Annotated in this window: 15 protein-coding genes, 2 pseudogenes and 1 riboswitch; of the genes and pseudogenes, 3 read left to right on the forward strand and 14 right to left on the reverse strand. The window is 50.3% G+C overall.

The annotated features are described in order from the left end of the window. Positions 1-5: 5 nt before the first annotated feature. The 7 genes and pseudogenes from ASL14_RS28810 to ASL14_RS10090 form a co-directional block, all read right to left on the reverse strand. Positions 6-125 (reverse strand): annotated as a pseudogene (locus ASL14_RS28810) (LysR family transcriptional regulator); the annotation flags it as partial. A gap of 121 nt (positions 126-246) precedes the next feature. Further along, positions 247-2,067 (reverse strand): annotated as a pseudogene (gene opp4A, locus ASL14_RS10065) (oligopeptide ABC transporter substrate-binding protein). Positions 2,068-2,109: 42 nt separating this feature from the next. Continuing rightward, a complete protein-coding gene (locus ASL14_RS10070; RefSeq protein WP_134914500.1) occupies positions 2,110-3,009 on the reverse strand; it encodes an ABC transporter permease in 900 nt (299 codons plus the stop codon). Between the two features lie 39 nt (positions 3,010-3,048). Beyond that, positions 3,049-4,017, reverse strand: a complete 969-nt coding sequence (gene opp4B, locus ASL14_RS10075) for an oligopeptide ABC transporter permease (RefSeq protein ID WP_134911482.1) — start codon at positions 4,015-4,017, stop codon at positions 3,049-3,051. 14 nt (positions 4,018-4,031) lie between these two features. Further along, complete coding sequence (locus ASL14_RS10080; protein ID WP_134911483.1) at positions 4,032-4,958, reverse strand: ABC transporter ATP-binding protein; 927 nt, start codon at positions 4,956-4,958, stop codon at positions 4,032-4,034. Then, positions 4,936-5,967: an ABC transporter ATP-binding protein gene (locus tag ASL14_RS10085; RefSeq protein WP_134911484.1), complete on the reverse strand. Its 1,032-nt coding sequence runs from the start codon at positions 5,965-5,967 to the stop codon at positions 4,936-4,938. The genes ASL14_RS10080 and ASL14_RS10085 overlap by 23 nt, the downstream gene beginning before the upstream one ends. 324 nt (positions 5,968-6,291) lie before the next feature. Then, complete coding sequence (locus ASL14_RS10090) at positions 6,292-7,863, reverse strand: DUF6359 domain-containing protein (RefSeq protein WP_134911485.1); 1,572 nt, start codon at positions 7,861-7,863, stop codon at positions 6,292-6,294. 212 nt (positions 7,864-8,075) lie between these two features. Further along, a riboswitch (glycine riboswitch) is annotated at positions 8,076-8,189 on the forward strand. A 210-nt stretch (positions 8,190-8,399) separates the two neighbouring features. On the opposite strand from ASL14_RS10090, the gene sdaAB reads away from it, so the two are divergent. Together sdaAB and sdaAA are read left to right on the forward strand one after the other, a co-directional pair. Further along, complete coding sequence (gene sdaAB, locus ASL14_RS10095; RefSeq protein WP_134911486.1) at positions 8,400-9,089, forward strand: L-serine ammonia-lyase, iron-sulfur-dependent subunit beta; 690 nt, start codon at positions 8,400-8,402, stop codon at positions 9,087-9,089. After that, on the forward strand, positions 9,079-9,978 hold the full coding sequence (gene sdaAA / locus ASL14_RS10100; protein WP_134911487.1) for an L-serine ammonia-lyase, iron-sulfur-dependent, subunit alpha: 900 nt from the start codon (positions 9,079-9,081) through the stop codon (positions 9,976-9,978). Before sdaAB ends, sdaAA begins: the two co-directional genes overlap by 11 nt. A gap of 234 nt (positions 9,979-10,212) precedes the next feature. Here the strand turns inward: sdaAA and ASL14_RS10105 are convergent, their stop codons facing one another. The 5 genes from ASL14_RS10105 to ASL14_RS10125 all read right to left on the reverse strand — a co-directional run bounded on the left by ASL14_RS10105 (position 10,213) and on the right by ASL14_RS10125 (position 15,520). Then, complete coding sequence (locus ASL14_RS10105) at positions 10,213-12,549, reverse strand: Ig-like domain-containing protein (protein ID WP_134911488.1); 2,337 nt, start codon at positions 12,547-12,549, stop codon at positions 10,213-10,215. 134 nt (positions 12,550-12,683) lie between these two features. Continuing rightward, entirely contained in the window at positions 12,684-13,145 is a 462-nt protein-coding gene (locus tag ASL14_RS10110; RefSeq protein ID WP_134911489.1) for a pyridoxamine 5'-phosphate oxidase family protein, read from the reverse strand. A 59-nt stretch (positions 13,146-13,204) separates the two neighbouring features. Continuing rightward, positions 13,205-13,441 (reverse strand): non-oxidative hydroxyarylic acid decarboxylases subunit D, encoded by a 237-nt coding sequence (locus ASL14_RS10115; protein WP_134911490.1) that lies wholly within the window; start codon positions 13,439-13,441, stop codon positions 13,205-13,207. 41 nt (positions 13,442-13,482) lie between these two features. Further along, entirely contained in the window at positions 13,483-14,901 is a 1,419-nt protein-coding gene (locus ASL14_RS10120) for a non-oxidative hydroxyarylic acid decarboxylases subunit C (RefSeq protein ID WP_134914502.1), read from the reverse strand. Between the two features lie 28 nt (positions 14,902-14,929). Continuing rightward, positions 14,930-15,520, reverse strand: coding sequence for a UbiX family flavin prenyltransferase (locus tag ASL14_RS10125; protein ID WP_134911491.1), 591 nt, complete (start codon positions 15,518-15,520; stop codon positions 14,930-14,932). Between the two features lie 162 nt (positions 15,521-15,682). Here ASL14_RS10125 and ASL14_RS10130 point away from each other — a divergent pair, with 162 nt between their 5' ends. After that, positions 15,683-16,588 (forward strand): LysR family transcriptional regulator, encoded by a 906-nt coding sequence (locus ASL14_RS10130; RefSeq protein WP_134911492.1) that lies wholly within the window; start codon positions 15,683-15,685, stop codon positions 16,586-16,588. A gap of 72 nt (positions 16,589-16,660) precedes the next feature. On the opposite strand, the gene ASL14_RS10135 is transcribed toward ASL14_RS10130, so the two are convergent. After that, the gene (locus ASL14_RS10135; protein WP_134911493.1) at positions 16,661-17,845 is read right to left on the reverse strand and encodes a response regulator; all 1,185 of its coding nucleotides are present in this window, start codon (positions 17,843-17,845) and stop codon (positions 16,661-16,663) included. Further along, the gene (locus ASL14_RS10140; protein ID WP_134911494.1) at positions 17,826-19,622 is read right to left on the reverse strand and encodes a sensor histidine kinase; all 1,797 of its coding nucleotides are present in this window, start codon (positions 19,620-19,622) and stop codon (positions 17,826-17,828) included. Before ASL14_RS10140 ends, ASL14_RS10135 begins: the two co-directional genes overlap by 20 nt. Positions 19,623-19,628: the final 6 nt, after the last annotated feature.

Raw genomic sequence — 19,628 nt, forward strand, 5'->3', positions numbered from 1 at the left:
CCCAGTTCTTCCTCCAACGCCTTAATTTGCAAACTGAGCGTAGGCTGGGAGATTCCGATCTTTTCAGAAGCTTTCGTAAAATGCAGTTCCTCGCATACGGCTATGAAGTATTGAAGCTGGCGTATCTCCGTCTTCTTTCTCTCCTTTCGAGAATCCCCAGAATGATTGCATTAAAAGGTCAAAAGAAGCGCAAGATCGGATCAATCCGGTTCGCGCTTCTTCTTCAGGTTATTGCGCTTTTTTAGATTATTGGGCTACTTCGGCTTTTTCCGCAGTCAACCTAATATTCGCAAACGTGTCTGCATCATACTCCTTGCCACGGGTAATATCGTAATTGGCTACCCGATTATTCACTGCCTCCAACGAGTAACGGAATAACGTCGGTACGATGGGTGCCTCCTCGCTCATATACGCCTGCCACTGATTGTATATATCTTTACGATAATTGTCGTCAAAGGCTTTCACAGACACCCCTTCCTGCAGCAGCTTATCATTCTCTTCACTCGTAAAACGGGAATAGTTAAAGCTGGCTCCGCGTCCATACAGCCCACTAGGGTTCACATCTGAACCTGTTCCCCACGCGCCGCCAAAAATATCAATGCCGGGGTCATCCTTTTGCACACGGTCATAGAAGGAATTGAACTCCAGCAGACGACCGTCTACCAGCTCGACATGAAGTCCGACATCCTTCCAGTTTTGCAAATAGAACTTCGCCAGCGATTCGGCTGTCGCATCCCCGCTCATCGCTGCATAATGAAGCACCAGCTCCTTACCCTTAGGGTCCTCACGGTAGCCATCTCCATTGGTGTCCACATATCCCGCCTCGTCCAGCAGCTTTTTTGCCTTGTCCGGGTCATAGGTGATGCCCTTCGCGTTCACGTCATGATATCCCTTAAAGGCAGGCGGAATCAGAGACGTTGCCGGAACCCGAAGCCCGTGAAAGAGCTGCTTGCCGACCTGCTCATTATTCAGCGCATAGCCAAGGGCCTGACGCAATGACTTATTCGCCAGCTTGGCGTTCGGGTCCATGATATTTAGACTCTTGGCCTGATCGAATTTTCCCATCTTAAAGCCTACATAGCTATAAGATAATTACTCCTGACCGAGAAACTGTACATTTTTCGGATTGCTGGCCTCATCGTAACGGGTGGTTGGATAGCTGGCCCAGTCAATCTCTCCGCTTTTCAGCGCTTCTGTAATGACATTCGGGTTCACAACCTTCAAATGAAGGCCATCCAGCTTGGGCTCACCGTGAAAATAATCCTTGTTTTTGACAAATTCCACAGATTCACCTGTGACCATCGATTTAATTTTGAACGGTCCGTAGCCAATCGGATTTTTGCGGACAGGATCAGATCCAGCCATATCCTTCACCGAGATGTTTTGAAACACCTTTTTCTCCAGTGGCGTAGACCAAAGTCCCGATTTCACCGAAGGATTAGGCTCCTTGAACTGAATGGTAACCTCTTTCTCATTCAGTATCTTGATGCCGGAAATCGTTTTGGCCTTGCCCGCGTGATATTCCTCCATACCTACAATGTTGGTCATAAAGCTATCATAACGCGGACCTTCGTAGTCTTTATGACCGATCACTTCATAGGAAAAGGCATAGTCCTCCGCCGTTACGGGATTACCATCCGTCCAGTTCAGTTTGGGATCAATTTTGACAGTCACAGCCTTATTGTCTGGGGAAAAGGAAATCGTCGCCGCTCCTTTATCGTCAATATTCAGATTGGAGTCAATCGAAAACATAGAAGGGTAGAAAAACTGGAAGACTTCAAAATCAGGATTGCCATCATAAAATACAGGGTTCAAAATTCCTTCAAAAGGGGTATCGGACACAAGTGCATAATTGATGATGCCGCCCTTAATCGGTGCCTTATCGTTCTTGACCGCCTTCGCCAGCGCTGTCGCATTCACCTGCTTGCTGTCTGATCCTGTGCCGCCTGTACCGTCAGACGACTTTCCTCCATTCGAAGCGGAAGGCGAGCCACTGCACGCGGCCAGAGAAAGTACCAAAATTGCAGATAGAACAGGCAGAATTCCTTTTTTCCAGCGTTTAACCATTGTAAGCCCCTCCTTGTCATTGTCCTTATCATTGAACTTCGGTTAACCCAATCGTTGTCTGGCATCCGTGGCGCGTTTGAGCGCCTGGCCGATAAAGTTGATCGCCAGCATTAGCACCAAAATAAGTAAAGAAGCAGGCAACCACATCCACCAGCTATTCTGCAATACATCGGGATCATTCGCATAACTCACCAGTGTACCCAAGCTTGGCGTGGATTCTGGCAACCCAAAGCCGAGATAGGAAAGTCCGGTTTCAATCCCGATATTTCCCGCGAGGCTGAGCGTCAGATTGACGATCACGACCGAGCTGAGATTGGGCAGCACGCCAAACCAGATGATTTTCCAAGTGGGTGTGCCGAGCGTTTTGGAGGCCTGCACATAGTCCAGCTCCCGCTCCGACAGTACCTTGGCTCGAATCAGGCGTGCTTTTCCAATCCACAAAAAAGCGGTCATGATGAAAATAAAAGATCCTATGCCGCTCTTGGGCACAATACTGACGAATACGATGACCAGCATCAAAAACGGAAGTACCAGAATAAAATCAATGATCCGCATGATGATGTTATCAACCAAACCGCCATAAAAACCGGCCAGCAGTCCCAGCGTCAAGCCGATAGCGGCGGATAGCAATGTAATCGTAAAGCCGATGGTGAAGGAATTGCGGGCTCCAATGACCAGCTGACCGAAAATATCTCTGCCCGCCCGGTCCGTGCCCAGCCCATGTGCCGAGCTTGGAGCCTCACGGATCGCGCCCAAATCCACCGTCGTGACTACATCCTGATTCACAAACAGAACAGATGAATAAATAAAGATCAAAAACAAGACCACAAACGCGATGGACACCAGCGCTGTTTTGTCACGCACCAACTCGCGGCGCAGTACAGACCAGCTCGATGGTGATTTACGAATGATCTCCGGCGTGAAAACCTCCTCCACCTGTATGGACACCTTACACCCCTCCCCTTCCTCTGAAGTTGTTCGTTATTCGATCCGAATGCGGGGATCGACCTTGCTCAGGATGACATCAGACAAAAGGGTTCCCAATAATGCCAGAAAACCGGAAATCATCACCAGCGCGGTCACGACTGAAAAATCACGTTGGGTGATGGACTGGAGAAATAGCTGCCCCAGCCCCGGATACCCAAAGATGGATTCAAGGAAAATGTTGCCCGCAATCACTCCCGTCAGGTCATAGCCCAAAAAGGCGGCAATCGGTAGCAGCGAATTTTTGAAAATATGACGGGAATAGATTTTCCCCTCGGGTACCCCTTTGGAACGCGCCGTTTTCACAAAATCCTTTAACCGTGTGTCAATGACCTCATTGCGCAAATACTGAATCGTGGCTGTCGTACTGAGCAATGCTCCTGTAGCCGCTGGCAATATGAGATGGTAAGCCTTGTTGATGTAATATGCCGAGGTTCCCGGCTCCACGCCCACATCCACACTGCCGCTGGTCGGAAACCAGCCAAGCCTGAATCCGAACACGTACAGCAGCAGCAACGCGAGTATGAATAAGGGGGTCGCAAAGCTGAGATAGGTATAACCCACCACGGTTTTGTCCAGCGGGCTATGCTGATAACGACCGCTAAGTACACCGAGCGGAATCGCGATCAGATACGTCAAGATCAGGATCACTACGCCCAAAAAGAACGTGTTCCCCAGACGGCTACCGATCAGATCGGTGACGCCGATTTTATGTACATAAGATTTTCCCAAATCCCCGTGAACCAATCGGGCAAGCCAGTTGCCATATTGTATCCACACCGGATCATTCAGCCCTAATTTTTGCCGTTGCTCCTCCAACGCCGCCGGATTCAAATTGGGTGTCGAGGTTATGAGTCCTGTCAGGGCATCCCCCGGCATGGCCTTCGCCAGAAAAAAGATAAGTATGCTCAAAGCAAACAGCTGAGGGATCATAATCAGCAGCCGACGCAGTGTAAATTTCCACATATTTTGTCCCCCCTTTATGGTAAAGCGACTTGATGGGACGGGCTTACCGCTTTTAGCACAAACGGCTTGCCGTTCTCGTCCAGATGTTTGGGCAGCTCTGTTTTGTAGGAGGACAACAGCGTTCGCCTTTTTTGAGCATTTTCCAGTCGTTTGGCAGGATCTATATTCGGAATGGTCGCAATGAGCCTTTGGGTATACAAGTGCTGTGGATGCTCATAAATATCCTGCTCGCTTCCCTGCTCCACCAGACGCCCCCGGTACATAATCCCGATTTGGTCGCACATATGGCGGATGATACCGAGATCGTGGCTGATGAACAAATACGTCAAATTAAATTTCCGCTGCACATCCTTCATAAAATTAAGCACCTGTGCCTGAACGGACACATCCAGCGCTGATACCGGCTCATCGGCAATGATCAGCTTTGGATTCAATGTGAGCGCACGCGCAATGCCGATCCGCTGTCGCTGTCCCCCGGAAAATTCATGCGGATATTTGTAGGCCGCATCAGCGTTCAAGCCGACCTTTTCCAGCAGCGTCTGAACTTTTCGTCGTTCTTCCTCACTACTCAGCCTTTCAAAATTCCGCAACGGCTCAGCGATGACATCCAGCACACGCTTACGCGGATTAAGCGAGGAATACGGGTCCTGAAAGATCATCTGAATGTCTCTCCGCAGCGGATGGCGGTTGTTACGGCTCAAGGCCGTTAGGTCATTTCCGTTAAAAAGAATTTGCCCGCTCGTCAGCTTGTTCAGCCCGATAATCGTTCTGCCCGTTGTCGTTTTTCCGCAGCCGGATTCTCCCACCAGCCCGTACGTCTGACCCGCCTCAATGCTGATGGACACACCATCCACCGCTTTTACCTGATCGACCACACGCTGGAAGAAACCACCGCGCACCGGATAATGGACTCTCAGATCATTTAGCTCCAGCAGTGCCATGAGCAGCTCCCCCCTTTGCCTCGTCTTCAAAATGAAAATGCTGATAACATGTACAGCGGACCCAATGCCCGGGAGAAACCTCACTTAAATGGGGATGATCCTCATGCACCTCATGCTGAATCCAGGGGATACGTGGAGCAAAGCGGCAGCTATTGCGGGGAATATCCTGCAAGGAAGGGACGATTCCTCCGATGACGTGCAACGGTTCTCCCTTGGTATGCGATCCCGGCATGGATGCAAGCAAAGAGCGCGTATACGGATGCTGGGGCTGTCGGAACAATTCAAAAACATTGGCGCTTTCCACGATTTCTCCGGCATACATGACCACCACGCGGTCCGCCACCTCTGCCACAACGCCAAGATCGTGCGTAATCAGGATAATGCCGCTTCCAGTCTCCTGTTGAAGCTGCTTGAGCAAGTCGAGAATTTGAGATTGAATGGTTACATCGAGCGCTGTAGTCGGCTCGTCAGCAATAATGAGGGCAGGACGACAAGCGATGGCAATCGCGATCATCACACGCTGCCGCATCCCCCCTGACAGCTCATGTGGATACTGGTCGTATACACGTACGGGATTCGGAATATCCACACTCTCCAGCAATTCCAGCACACGTGCCTTTTTCTGCTTCGTAGAGAGGGTCGTATGATAATCGAGGTTTTCCTCAATTTGCTTACCAATGCTCATTAGCGGATTCAGCGCGGTCAGCGGGTCCTGAAAAATCATGCCGATGCCTGCTCCGCGGATTTTGTTCATTTGCCCTGTGGAGAGGCGATTCAGATCCGTGCCTTTAAAAAGAATCTGTCCCTGCACGCGGGTACGCTCCAGATCGTGCAGCTGTGCTATCGAAAGCGCCAGCGCGCTTTTGCCGCAGCCGGATTCCCCGACCACAGCCAGCACCTCATTGGGGTTGACCGTCAGATCCAGATGGTCAACTGCGGGGTAATATTGATCCTTAATGCGAAAAGATACCGTTAACCCTTTGATCTCCAACACCGGCTCGATACTCAATGTGTGTGCTTCCTCCGTTCTCCATGGCCTTGTCCTGCTTATGCACGCCACGCTTGATGTTAAACCTCTCATAAACATTACATACCGATTTAGTCGGAATAATTTGAATTCATCCTACCACCAGTATATGGATATATCAATTAAGATTAGACTATCATCATCATTGATAAAACCAATGATTCAGCAGCAGCGCGACCTTTCTGGCACAAAATGTAATGAAATAACCAACCACAGGTTAATTTTCAGCGCAAAAAAAGCCGCCTGACCCCCTTAAAGGGATCAAGCGACTGGCTAGTACAGCTCAAATTGTGCTCTCTTCGTTAGTTACAAAGCCGCTCCATAGGAGCCGGATTTGAACGTTCTTGGATCATACCATTTGTAGCCCGCTGCCGGAGCAGCCCAAGGCTCAGGCTGCGGTTCCGTGGAAGCCGCAGGCTCCTCGAACGGCAGCAACTGTGTTGGCTGGTCCAGCGTCAGGCCCGCTACATCGGACAGCTTCGTATAGTCCTGCTTCCATGCGAGCCATTGGACCGTCTGTACCAGGAAGGTGGAATCGTCCACTTCCTTGAATCCATCGTACGTCTTCTTCGACTGTCCGTTTTCCTCACGTACATATTTCGGCGTGGCATCCTCAACTGGTGAAGAATCACCGATAAACGCTGCCTTGCCCTGACCTACCTTGGCTACAGCAGCATAAGGTCCTTCAGCACGACCCCCGCCGATATAGACACCCTGGTCCACGGCATTACCCCATTTTTTCGTGCCTGTAGGGATATAGGCGATTCCTTTCGCCTTGGTCGGGTCAATAATCGCCAGTGTAGAACCAGCATGCATTGCTATCGAACGTACACCCTTCGTAATGCCAAAGGATTGATCTGCCGCTACGATGTCCGTAGCGTTCACGTCACCAAGTGCATTGTAGCGGAAACGAACGCCAAAGTTCGTCGCCAGCCAGTCGGAACTGGTTAATCCCTGCATAGCTGGTGATGCAGCTTCTTCTGTAGTCATGCCTTTGGCCGGATTGGAATAGGCTCCACGGCGGTAGCCGTTCATAACCTCGGAGGAATCCCAACGGTTTTTGTTCCGGTCAGCGTTATAGTGGTCAGAAATGAAGAAAATGCTGCCTCCATTCTTCACATATTGCACCAGTGCGGCCTGCTCGGATGCCTTAAAGGCAACATTGGCTTCACCAATGATGAACACATCGTATGGACGCAGCTTGTCGTACGTTATAGCCTGCTCTCCATAGGTAAAAGGAATGGAACGGTTCAACGGGTCCACGGTAAAACCTGCATTACGCAGTCCGCCCGCAAAATCGGAAAAGGCTCCATCAATAACCCAATCTGCTGCTCCGGCTGTCTGTGCGTGCGTATTATCAAACAGCACTTTTTTGCCTTTTCCATCCGGCAATGTAGTACCAGGTTGACCTGGAGTACCAGGCTCGCTTCCGCTTACCAGTTCCAGAGCGCTTGGGCTTTTCACTCCACCAAAATTGTTATAGGCACCGAGCGCACCCGTCACGCGAATTTTACTGCCGATCAGCTCAGGATGGCCTGACAGCCCAAATGCTCCTCTATACGCGGATGTCAGTTGTACATTTAACAGATTAGACGTATTACGTTCACTCGCCTGATCCGCAATCAGTACGTTAAAATCGTTTGCAAACGGGGCAGAGAAATTAGCCGTTTTCGATCCGGTGGCATGTCCGACGACGTAGCCTTCTACCGTCACCGTACCTCCGCTGCTTTGACGCTGAAGCGCTTCCGCTACCGTCAACGAGCCCTCTGCCTTGACCTGGCCGAATGGAACGAAGAGTCCTACCAGCAGTGATACGATTGCCGCCAGATGCAGCATTCCTTTTAAGCGTGAACCTGTGAACCGGAAACCTTTTACCATTCGTAAATGTCCCTCCCATATTCCATAAATTAGCTTGTCCTCTATCAGATTAGCTATCAACCTTCTAATTCCTTCCTGTTTTCATCCATAATTATGTAAAATTTAATCTTTTTTATTGAGAAGATTCCTGATTCTGTAAAATTCCAACCTGTGATTGACACCGAGCATGGCATACATTACGCTTAGGAGGAAATGTTGAACGGTATACGCGAATGAAGATGACGGGAGAGTCTGTCCGGGAAGCACATCCCGGCGGCACCGAAGGAGCAAGACGCCAGCACCCGGCTGGCGGATAATCTCTCAGGTCCATGAATCGCCATCTGACGCAACTCTGGAGAGAGCGCAAGCCACCCAAGGGGTAAGGCGGTATACACCCGCACGAAACTCTCAGGTAACGAGGACAGAGATAAGGGAAATTTCCTTATCCTGTCCTTTTTTTGTGCTTACATGCTGCGTCAGCATTAGAAACCGTCGCACCCGCGCAAGGCGCGGCAGCACCATATACTATGGTATTCAAACATACAGGGGGCCACACCATGCGTTTCAAAGATGTATTTTCCATTATTGGTCCGGCTATGACCGGACCCTCCAGCTCGCATACCGCAGGCGCAGTGCGGCTCGCACGCGTTGCCCGGCACTGGCTCGGTGCGCAACCTGACCGTGCCCGCCTGACGCTGTACGGCTCATTTGCCGATACGTACAAGGGACACGGCACAGACCTGGCACTCATCGCCGGATTGCTGAATTACGATACAGACGACCACCGGATTCCGGATGCGGAGCAATGTGCAGAGCAAGCCGGGATGGAAGTAGAGTTCGCTGTCAGCGGACTGCCCGCCCCCCATCCGAACACAGTCCGCTTCGAGCTATGGAAAGGTGAAGACCAGCGCACGCTGCTAGGCTCCTCCATCGGCGGCGGAAACATTCATGTCCAGCAGCTTAACGAGTTCCGGGTCAATCTGACCGGAGAGCTGCCTACGCTGGTGCTTCTTCACTCGGATAAGCCCGGAACGTTGGGCGCGGTGACTTCGGCGCTGGGTGCAGCTGACATTAACATTGCCTACATGCACGTGGATCGCAAAGGCCGGGATGGCGAAGCGCTCACTGCTATTGAAACCGATAGCCCCGCTCCGGCTAAATTAATTGCCGAGCTGCGGGCTTTGCCTCATATGTATGAAATCAAAATGATTAATTTGAAAAAAGGAGCTGAATCCGATGCGGTTTAGCCATCTGCATGAATTAGGTGCCTTGTGCGCCGAGGAATCCACTACGATTGGGCACCTGATGATCAAGGAACAGGTACAAGAAACGAACACACCGGAGGAAGAAATCTTCCGACAAATGGCTGATTATTATGAAGTCATGAAGGAAGCCGTTCATCGCGGGCAAACACAGGACACCGTATCCCGCAGCGGATTGACGGGCGGCGACGGCAAGCGCCTGGCAGAATATTTGCGCGCAGGGGAAACCTGCTCCGGCGATGCCTCGGCACTCGCCATGGCGTACGCCCTTTCCGTGTCGGAGGTCAATGCGTCCATGGGTCGCATTGTTGCCACGCCTACCGCGGGTTCATGCGGGGTCATTCCCGGCGTGTTCATCAGCGCGCAGGAGCGGTTTGGCTGGGATGACGAGCATATGGTGCGCGGACTGTTCACCGCTGGAGCGATCGGCTACGTTATCGCCAACAATTCCTTTATCTCCGGTGCGGAGGGAGGCTGTCAGGCCGAGATTGGCTCAGCCATCGGGATGGCCGCAGGCGCTATGGTCGAACTGCGCGGCGGTACGCCAGAACAGGCCATTCATGCAGTGGGCCTCGCGCTCAAGAACACGCTCGGCCTGATTTGCGACCCCGTCGCCGGGCTCGTGGAGATTCCGTGCATCGTACGCAACGGGCTGGGAGCCGTGACCGCGCTTGCCGCTGCGGATATGGCTCTGGCGGGTGTGCGCAGCGCCATCCCGTCTGACGAAGTCATCGACGTGATGCTCGAAGTAGGCAGCGCGATGCCGTCCAAGCACCGCGAGACCGCCAAAGGCGGCCTGGCCCAAACGCCGACCGGCAAGCGTCTGACGGAATCGCTTACGCGCAACATACCAGCCAAGAAGGATAAGTCGTAGCTTCTAAGCGGTAAACCTCCTCCCGCATGTAGATCGGGAGACACTTCCATTTTATCAAAGAACGGGTTTTTTTGATTTTAGAAGGATTGCAGAAGCTTTTCTCGCTGGTCACAACAGCGATTGGAACAACGGTCCGTTCGCGAAGCGTCCATCTGAGTGCCAACGAATATCCTTCTCTAAAGCAAAGGGGCGCCCCATTGCCATTTCCATGGCTTTTGGGACACCCCTTTTTTCTTACTGAACGTTCACCTGTACCTTCGTCGTTTTACCTGCATATTTCACCGTAATGACAGCTTTACCTTTACCCTGTGCCTTAATGCTGCCGTCTTTAACCGTAGCAACAATAATTCGGGACGAGGACCAGACAGCCGGCTTGGATACATCCTTCTCCGACTCATCCTTATACGTAGCTGTAGCCGTAACCTTAGCTACCTGTCCTACTTTCAAATTCAGCGAGACTTCGTCAGTTTGCAAATATTTAAGCGTATCGACATCCACCGGTACGGTGATATATTTCCCGCCGAACTTCGCCTGAATATTGGTTTTACCGTAGCTTACTGCGGTAACCTGTCCCTTTTTGACTGTAGCTACCTTATAATTTAACGTTTTCCATTCGGCTTGGGCCGTAACGTCTTTTTCTTTGCCATCACTGGATTTGACCACAATTGCGATGGTTTTTTGATCTCCGGATTTAAGCGATAACGCGATAGCATCCGCCTCAATATGTTGCGCCACATCCACTTCTACTGTAAATGTAATGCTTTGCTTGCCATAAGAAGCTGTAACAGTAGCCTTACCACTGCCATTCGCTTTGATCAAGCCCTCGCTAACCTCGACCACTTTCACATTGCTGGTAGTCCAGGTGGCATCCTTGGTTACATCTGTTTTTGTACCGCCACTCTTGACGCCTGTTACTTTCAACTGCTTCGTTTCCTGGGCACCAAGCGCAATCACGCGTGTGTCTGTTTCCAAACGGTCTACGAGACCGACTTGTACATTAATGGTCAGCTTTTTGCCATTATAAGTGGCTGTAACAACCGCCTTACCCGCTGCTTTACCTGTAATTGTACCTTTGGATACCGAAGCAACATCTTCCGCACTTGAAGTCCATTCTGCATCCTGTGTAACATCTTCCTTACGACCATCTGCATAGGTAGCAGTCAGAGTCGCAACATAGTCTTCATTAATATCAATCGTTGCCGTTTTGGAGGACAATGCCAGATCACCAGGCACATTCACAGATACCGTCGCTGTGACTGTTTTGCCGCCATAAGAAGCAGTGATCGTAGCCTCACCTGTTTTATAGCCCGTCACTTCACCCTTGCTGACAAAAGCAATATCTTCATTGCTGGATTTCCATTCTGCCTTATCCGTGATATCTTCTTCCGTACCTGTTACGTACGTCGCGGTTAGCTTGAGCTTCTTGGATTCCTTGGCATTCAGGCTCAGCTTGTCCTCGCTCAAATTCAGATATCTGGACGTTTCCACGTCTGCCTTAATCGAAACCGTCTTATCACCATACTTCGCGGTCACCGTAGCCGAACCCGCTCCAATCGCCATAATCGTTCCTTTGGTCACCGTCGCAATTTTTTCGTCGCTTGTGGACCATGTGGCTTTATCCGTGACATCCGTTACCGTTCCATCCGGGTACACCGCAGAAACCTGTACTTTTTTGGATTCATCCAAACGGAGAAAAATATTGGATTCGCTGGCTTTCAGCTTATTCGTTTGATCCACATCCACCGAAATGGTAGCAGACATCGTACCGTATTTACCAGTAATCGTCGCCTTACCCGCGCTATAGCCGGTAATGGTGCCTTTCAGTACATCCGCCACAGCTGCATTGCTGGAGCTCCACTCGGCGGACTCTGTCACGTCCTGTACCGATCCATCCGGGAATGTCGCCGTAAGTTTAACCTTCTCAGTATCCTTCAGCAAAAGAGAAACCTCTGATGAACTGACCTCGAGACGTTTAACCTGCTCCACCTGCACAGCAATCGTTACGGTCTGTTGGCCATATACGGCCTTAATATTGGCTGTACCTGCTCCCTGAGCGGTAACCAATCCGTTAACTACAGTTGCTACCTTTTGATTATCCGAAGTCCAAGTCGCATCACCCGATACCTGAGCTGTTGTGTTATCACTGTAAGTCGCTGTCAGATTGATCTGTCCTGTGCCGCTTGAACGCAAGCTCAAGCTTTGTACACTGGATGTGAGCGCCTTAACCTTTTTCGTTACATGTACCTGAACCGATTGTATCTTATCTTTATAGGTCGCAACCACAGTTGCTTCCCCTTCGCCCTTACCTGAAACCGTACCGTTATATACCGTAGCAATAGCAGTATTATCACTTTTCCAATCCGTGCTTACAGTTACATTTGAAGTCGTCCCATCGGCATAAATAGCCGTAGCCGTCAACGCAGCCGTATCTCCCTGCTGCACAGTTACCTCGTTAGAGGAAAGGACAATCTTGGAAAGCACCGGATCAGCTGCGGATGCAAACCCTGCGTATGATGTAAAACTTGAGATCAGGATGACCAACGCCAAGAAACCGGACCATCTATTCTTCAAAATCTAATTCCCTCCCATTTCGAAACTTAAAATTAAGGCTTTCGCAAAATCCTTATACCTACGTTTTATGTCGACATGTGGAAAAGAATAGTTTAGGCTTTAAAGAAAATTTGGTCCTTATTAACTACTAAATTTTACATTAACAGTTCTGCCACTGTTTCTTTCCAGCGATTGATCACCGATTCCGGCTCCTTGAGACGAACCGTGACACCTGTCAAGATATCCGCATATTGAGCAGAATCCTCTCTGGCTGCGAAAACCCGTGCCGCAAAACGCTCGCGTACATGCTTGGCCCCGGGCAAAGCAGGCAGATGTTCCAGCGACAACCGCACATAATGTGCCTTCCCCCCGGTGAACACCGCAAGCGTCGCCTTCCCAGTACGGATCATGTTGCCCGTCGTGGTCGTACCCGGCCATAGTGCCAGACGTAAATTTCCCTCGTCCAGCGCTACAACCTCGCCCACACTAATCATCGCTATGTGCGGCCACTGATCTTCCGTGACCGTCAGCAGCATCATTGCTTCATGCTGCTTGTTTTCCAGCCCCTTGCCATCCAGCAGCGAGAACAGCTCCTTACCAATCCTTGGTGTCTGCATGAAGTATAATCCCCTTTACATTTGGCCTATATCTTCAAAGTACCATAATTTACGGCTGCTTACGAACGACCCTGTACCCGCTCCGGAATAGGAGGGACATGGGCGGCATTCGGAATATCTTGGGGGTTCACCTTGAACGCCGATTTATACTTTGCCGGATCAGTAATGCTATCCGGTTCCGAGGTGCGCCATGTGAACATACATACAGGACACAGCAAGACCTCCCAGGCGCCTTTCACTGGCGAACAGGTAACAACCTCCGAACGATTAGATTCACAACGGGGACAAATATGCATCTGTCAGCACTCCTTTAATCTTTCTATATTTTCAAAAATATTTAACGAAGCATTTGGCTCAGCTTTTTTTCCCATTCCGCTACACCCAGCGGAGAATCGAGCGGCTGCGAATAATGGCCTCTAATATCCGGTGCTACAGGTGTCGTCGCATCCAATATCATTTTGTGCGTCATGCCTGCCGGATCAGAGCCAGGGTCAAGCGGTAAAATTGACAGGCCCGGCACAATGACAGCATCATGCTTCGGATGCAGCTTGGTGGATAAGGCCCACATGACCTGCGGCAGATTGAACGGATCGACATCCTCATCTACCACAATCACCAGCTTGCAATATCCCAATCCATGCGGAGTCGTTAGCGCACGCATCCCCACAGCCTTCGCAAAGCCGCCATAACGGGTTTTTGTGGAAATAATAGCGACCAGCCCATGCGTATACATGGCATTAACGGCTACGATTTCATTAGGAAATGCATCCTTGAGCTGTTGAAACAACGGTACACTTGTATTCACACCGATCATATAATCCGTTTCCGTCCAAGGCATCCCGATGTACAAATGCTCAAATATAGGCTGCTTACGGTGATATATACGATTAATCTGAATGACTGGCATTGCGCGGCCGCCGGAATAGTGACCTGTAAATTCACCGAATGGACCTTCATACTCACGCTCACCCGCTAACACTTCACCTTCCAGAATAACCTCGGCTCCCCAAGGCAGATCGAGATCCGCATCCTTGGCTTTGACCACACGGTAAGGCTCACCCTGAATGGCGCCCGCCATCTCATATTCCGATTGATCGTACAGCAGCGGCGTAGAAGCAGCCGTGGTAATCACAGGCTCACATCCGAGAGCAATAGCGACCTTCAGATTTTCACCGCGTTCCTCAGCCTGACGGATATGGATCGCAATATCATGCTGCGGTACAGGTTGGATACCCAAACGGTTTTTGCCCTTGACCTGCATCCGGTACAAGCCGACGTTTTGCTTGCCATAGGTGTCCGGGTCATCCAGATCGCGTGAAACTAAAATCGCTTTATCCAGATAAAACCCTCCGTCTCCCTGGTTCAAACGAAACAACGGCAAAATATCAAACAAATTAATATCCTCTGTAATCTCGACTTCATGAAAAGGAGCGGTTTCTTCCCGCTTCACAGGCACCGGGAATTGTTCATAGCGTCTGGCAAATTCAAAAAACTGCTCCTTGAGCGGCGTGTTTTTTGGCATTCCCATCATGAGGGCATGATTAGGCCAGGAGCCCATCACATTCATTGCAATACGAGCATCCGTATATCCATAGATATTGTTGAAAAAGAGAGCAGGCGTCTTGTCTCCAAGATTGTTTAATGCTCTGTTAGCTGCTGCGAGGTCCGGCTCCGGCTTTACCTCATCGCTGATCGTAAGCAATTGCCCCTCCTTCTCCAAAGTATGCAGAAAATCGCGAAAGTCTTTATAAGCCATCATTCATTCTCCTTTGTCTTCCGTTTTCTCAATTCTGGTGCAGTCTGGAGTCAGTCTGCTTCATTCCATCCCAGCGTTTGGCTGCGGTTGTGACAATACCGAACTGATCCAATGCGCGAAAAACAATATGGTCCACCAATTCCTCAATACTTGTAGGATGATTATAAAAGGCAGGCATCGGCGGCAGGATCATCACGCCCATACGTGACAGCTCCAGCATATTTTCCAGATGAATACTGCTTAATGGTGTTTCCCTGGTCATGAGCAGCAGCTTCTTTCGCTCCTTCAGCATCACATCCGCTGATCGGGTGAGCAGGTTGTCCGCCATACCGATACGAATAGAGGCGAGCGTCTTCATACTGCAAGGAGCAACGATCATGCCATCTACCCGGAAGGAGCCGCTGGAAATACGCGCAGCCTGATCCTTATACGAATAAACTGCATCCGCCATGGCCTCCACTTCCTTCACCGTGTAGCCTGTCTCATAGGGAATGTTCGCAATAGCCCACGGGGATAGCACCAGATGGCTCTCCACTCCGGCCTCCCGTAATTGTTGCAATATACGGATACCGAAGATCGACCCTGTCGCTCCCGATATTCCTACAATGATTTTCTTCATATGTCCCCTCCTTCCACCCCATCGTTGTATGTTCACCAATGCATCACTGTCAAAAATTATACGCCTGTTCCTTGCACACGAAAAATATATATAATATATGTAATGCATACTTTAAAAGTATTCAAATCGAAGCGTTGTTCAGAAATGAGGTGGAATCCCCCAATGGATATGAAGCATCTGCATTACTTTTGCGTCATTGTGGAGGAAGGACAAATCACCAAAGCCGCCCGCACGCTCAACATGGCCCAGCCTCCGCTGAGTCAGCAGCTCAAAAATATGGAGGACGAGCTTGGGGTAAAGCTGATTTACCGGGAAGGAAAGAAGTGGGAGGTCACCGAGGCCGGATATGCACTGTACACCCGCGCCAAACGATTACTGGCTGAAATGGAGGATACCTGTAGAGAAATTGGGGAGTTTGAAAACAACGTAACCGGCACCCTGTCCATAGGCACTTCATCCGCCTGCATGTCTCTAATTACCGAACAACTCAGCCGCTTTCATCAGGATTACCCGGAGGTATACGTTAAGATAGGACACGGGGACACACATCATCTGGAAGAACTGCTGCATCAAAATAAAGTCGATCTGGCTCTGCTGCTGCTTCCGGTAGACGACAACTCGTACCATACGATTGAACTGGAGGGCGTTTCTTTTGTTGCGGTACTTCCATGTGAATGGGCAGATCGTCATTCGAGTGGAGAAATTACGCTACAGGAAGCAGCCAGCTATGACCTCCTGTTGGCACGTCGAACAGAAGGTCACGGATTATACGAAACCGTCATCCGCAAATTTCAGGAGCACCATCTTACTCCGCGCGTCGTACTGGACTGTCCTGAAATATCGACCATTCTCGCGCTCGTATCCACAGGCATGGGGATTACCATCATTCCAGACACTGGCTTGGGACAAGAATACGGGGACAGAATTCGCACGCTCTCCATTAAGGAGCCGTTTCCCGTTACCCAGCCTGCCGTCGTATGGCGCAAGGATCGTTATTTATCCAATGCGGCTCGCAAATTGGTTGAACAGCTACAAGCTGGAGACACGAAAAAGACTGCTCCCGAGTAGATGCTCTACAGCTCTACTCATGGAACAGCCTTATGCTGGATGAACTTCCGTCATTCCTTCGTTGATGCCGCCTTATTTGACTCCCTGATGCCGATACTCGGTTGGAGTCATACCACATTTGCGCCGGAATACCTGTGTAAAATGCCGCATGTCCTGATAACCAATCCGCTCGGATATATCAGCCAGCCGAAGATGAGGATCACCGAGCAGCCGCTTCGCTTCCTCCATTCGTAAGCAAATAACGTAATCCTTATAGCCTTGTCCGGTTTTTTGCTTGAACAACTGGCTGAAATACACCGGATTCAAAAAGACAACCGAAGCTACCTTCTCCAGCGACAATTCCTCGGTAAAATGGGCCCGGATATATTGCAGCGCCACATCCACCGTATGCATGCCTTTTCGCAGACATTCTCCCGCGTCCACTGCCGCCGCCGCAATCTCCTCGGGCGTTCGTCTTAGCCGTGCCACTTCTTCGGGAATGGATGCAAAATTGTGGTGAACCCCCGAACGCGTAATTTGTAACGGTACCCTCACATAACGCTTCAAGTGGGATTCGAGTAACGTCTCCAGCCGCGCGGCCTCTGCTTCATCCCGCAGTCGTGCAATGCCCAGCAGGCTGTGGCGGTCGAGACTGACGACAAAACCGCTGCCTCCCGCCTCAACAAGCTCGGACAGTACGTTTTCAATCATAAAATGCTCCAGATGCGTCTGCTTATGATCAGGTTCCATGCGAACCATGAAGAGGTAAAACTCCGGGTAATTTTCGATAAAAGGCTGTATATCCAGTTTTCCCGTGTCCAGTCCAAGTGCATAGCGTTGAAAAACAGCCTCACGCAAATAGACCATATTGGATTTGAGAAGCCTGCCCTCGTTGGCCTGCTGCGAAGCGACAAGCGCTTCGGCTGCCAGCACTTCAATGCATTCCAGCAGCTTTCTTTTGCCGATTGGCTTTAACAAATAGTCTTTGGCACCCAGCTTCACTGCTCTTTGCGCGTATTGGAAATCGGAATGGGCCGAGATGACGACCCACTGTAGATGAGGATGCTTTCGCTTGGAAATGCGCATGAATTCCAGACCATCCATACCGGGCATCAGGATATCAGTTAATACAATATCCACGGGATGCTCCGCCAGAATGCCTGCTGCTTCCTCGGTGGAAGCAGCGAGATGAATGCCGCAGGTTGGCAGTGCCTGGCCAATGGTGCGCCGAATCCCCTGCCGAATCATACTTTCATCGTCAGCTATCAGAATATTCATGTTTCTCCTCCTTCAGTGGCAGAGGCACACTTACAGTGGCTGTCGTTCCGGCCCCAGGTGCGCTGGAAATCCGTAGGCCGTACTCTTCTCCGAACATGTGCCGTAGCCGTAAATTTAGGTTTTGCAGGCCGATGCCTCCCGCCTGCCCGCTGCCCGCCTGCTTGCCGGGTTCTGCCAAAGCAACCTGAACCACCTCCCATCGTTCGTACTCCATCCCTGCACCGTTATCTATAATATGCAGGCTTAATACGCCACCATATTCCTCTGCCCTGACGAGCAGCTTGCCGCCTGTATTCGCATGAAGAGGCTCCAGTCCGTGCTTGACCGCATTTTCAATCAACGGCTGTAAGGTCATTTTCGGCAAGCGGATATCCATCCAGCGCTCATCAATACTGATGTCTACGGATACCCTGCCTTCCAGTCGTGCCTGAATAATCGTAAGGTAATGCCCGATCTGCTCCACTTCTTCGCGCAGGCTGACATCGGCTCCTTCCTCCCAATGACTGCTGTAGCGGAACATATGGGATAAGGAAAGGACCACTTCCCCGAGCTGATCCTGCTCCTTTTCATCCAGCATCCAATAGATCATATCCAGCGTATTATACAGAAAATGCGGATTGACCTGCGTCTGGAGCGCGTGCAGCTCGGCATTTTTTTCACTGACCGATGATATGCGAACCAGTTCGATCAGTTCGGCAATCCGTCTTACCATATGGTTGAAGGATGTCGCCAATTGGTTGATTTCCTCATACGATTCAATCTCCAACGTATGGCGGAAATTCCCCGTCTCTACCCGTTTCATTTCCCGAATGACCCGCTTCAGCGGAAGCGAAATACGTCTGGAGACGATGGACGCAATCAGCGCGGATAAAATAATGAGCACAGGCACCACGATGAGCAAATACCTTTGATTTTGCACCAGTTCCACGTTCAAATCCCCGCTGGGTGTCACACTAATGACCGACCAATCGGCAAACGGCAATTTGGAAGCGATTACAACCTTCTCATTACTCCGATTTACAATGACATCATCCTCCGGTACCTGCTGCTCCAGACTTTGCAGATCTGGTGGCGGTTCAGAGGAAGTAGCCGACACAATCCGATTTTCATTGCCTACCAGATATACCTGACTATTGGTACCCAGCCGCAAATTGTGGAGGGCGGACAGAACCGAGCGCGGTTCAGCTTCAAACAGGACAATACCAATCGGCTTATGCTCATCCAGATCATAGAGCTGGCGCCCGAACGCAAACACCGGTCTGGTTTCCACCTGGTCAATGACAGAGTGAGGATAAACGCCCAGCCATGCAATTTTGCCCGCTGACTTTCGAATTTCCTTATACCATTCAGTGTGTTCGTAATCGGTATCAATAACATTCATATAATTACCGTAGTTGTATACCTTGCCTGTGTCTGTGATGACATGAATGCCAATCAGGTCCTCCCGCGAATAATAGATAGCTCCCAGAATATTGGTAATTGTACGTTCATTGATGTAATTGACGGCGGGTAAATCACTGGTATCCGTCGTTAGCAGACGAACCAAATCCATATTGTTGCTGATCGATTTGGACAGACTGTTATAGCTGCTGAGCAGCAATTCGAACAGTCCTGCCGTTTGGGAAACATTTTTACGAGCCAGCTCACTGACCTTATCATGGAACTGCACTGTAGTACGGTTATAAAATAACAAACTGATCGCCAGCACAATACCAGACATGCTCAACAGGAATAGAATAAACAAGCGGTGGTGAATAGACTGAAAACGGCGCATCATACCTCC

Source organism: Paenibacillus sp. IHB B 3084, from assembly GCF_001447315.1.
Classification (GTDB): domain Bacteria; phylum Bacillota; class Bacilli; order Paenibacillales; family Paenibacillaceae; genus Paenibacillus.

Excerpts from the sequence above, each read along its gene's own strand:
- opp4B (WP_134911482.1), bottom strand. The coding sequence starts at position 4,017 with ATGTGGAAATTTACACTGCGTCGGCTGCTGATTATGATCCCTCAGCTG.
- ASL14_RS10080 (WP_134911483.1), bottom strand. The coding sequence starts at position 4,958 with ATGGCACTGCTGGAGCTAAATGATCTGAGAGTCCATTATCCGGTGCGC.
- ASL14_RS10090 (WP_134911485.1), bottom strand. The coding sequence starts at position 7,863 with ATGGTAAAAGGTTTCCGGTTCACAGGTTCACGCTTAAAAGGAATGCTG.
- sdaAB (WP_134911486.1), top strand. The coding sequence starts at position 8,400 with ATGCGTTTCAAAGATGTATTTTCCATTATTGGTCCGGCTATGACCGGA.
- sdaAA (WP_134911487.1), top strand. The coding sequence starts at position 9,079 with ATGCGGTTTAGCCATCTGCATGAATTAGGTGCCTTGTGCGCCGAGGAA.
- ASL14_RS10110 (WP_134911489.1), bottom strand. The coding sequence starts at position 13,145 with ATGCAGACACCAAGGATTGGTAAGGAGCTGTTCTCGCTGCTGGATGGC.
- ASL14_RS10115 (WP_134911490.1), bottom strand. The coding sequence starts at position 13,441 with ATGCATATTTGTCCCCGTTGTGAATCTAATCGTTCGGAGGTTGTTACC.
- ASL14_RS10120 (WP_134914502.1), bottom strand. The coding sequence starts at position 14,901 with ATGGCTTATAAAGACTTTCGCGATTTTCTGCATACTTTGGAGAAGGAG.
- ASL14_RS10125 (WP_134911491.1), bottom strand. The coding sequence starts at position 15,520 with ATGAAGAAAATCATTGTAGGAATATCGGGAGCGACAGGGTCGATCTTC.
- ASL14_RS10130 (WP_134911492.1), top strand. The coding sequence starts at position 15,683 with ATGGATATGAAGCATCTGCATTACTTTTGCGTCATTGTGGAGGAAGGA.
- ASL14_RS10135 (WP_134911493.1), bottom strand. The coding sequence starts at position 17,845 with ATGAATATTCTGATAGCTGACGATGAAAGTATGATTCGGCAGGGGATT.
- ASL14_RS10140 (WP_134911494.1), bottom strand. The coding sequence starts at position 19,622 with ATGATGCGCCGTTTTCAGTCTATTCACCACCGCTTGTTTATTCTATTC.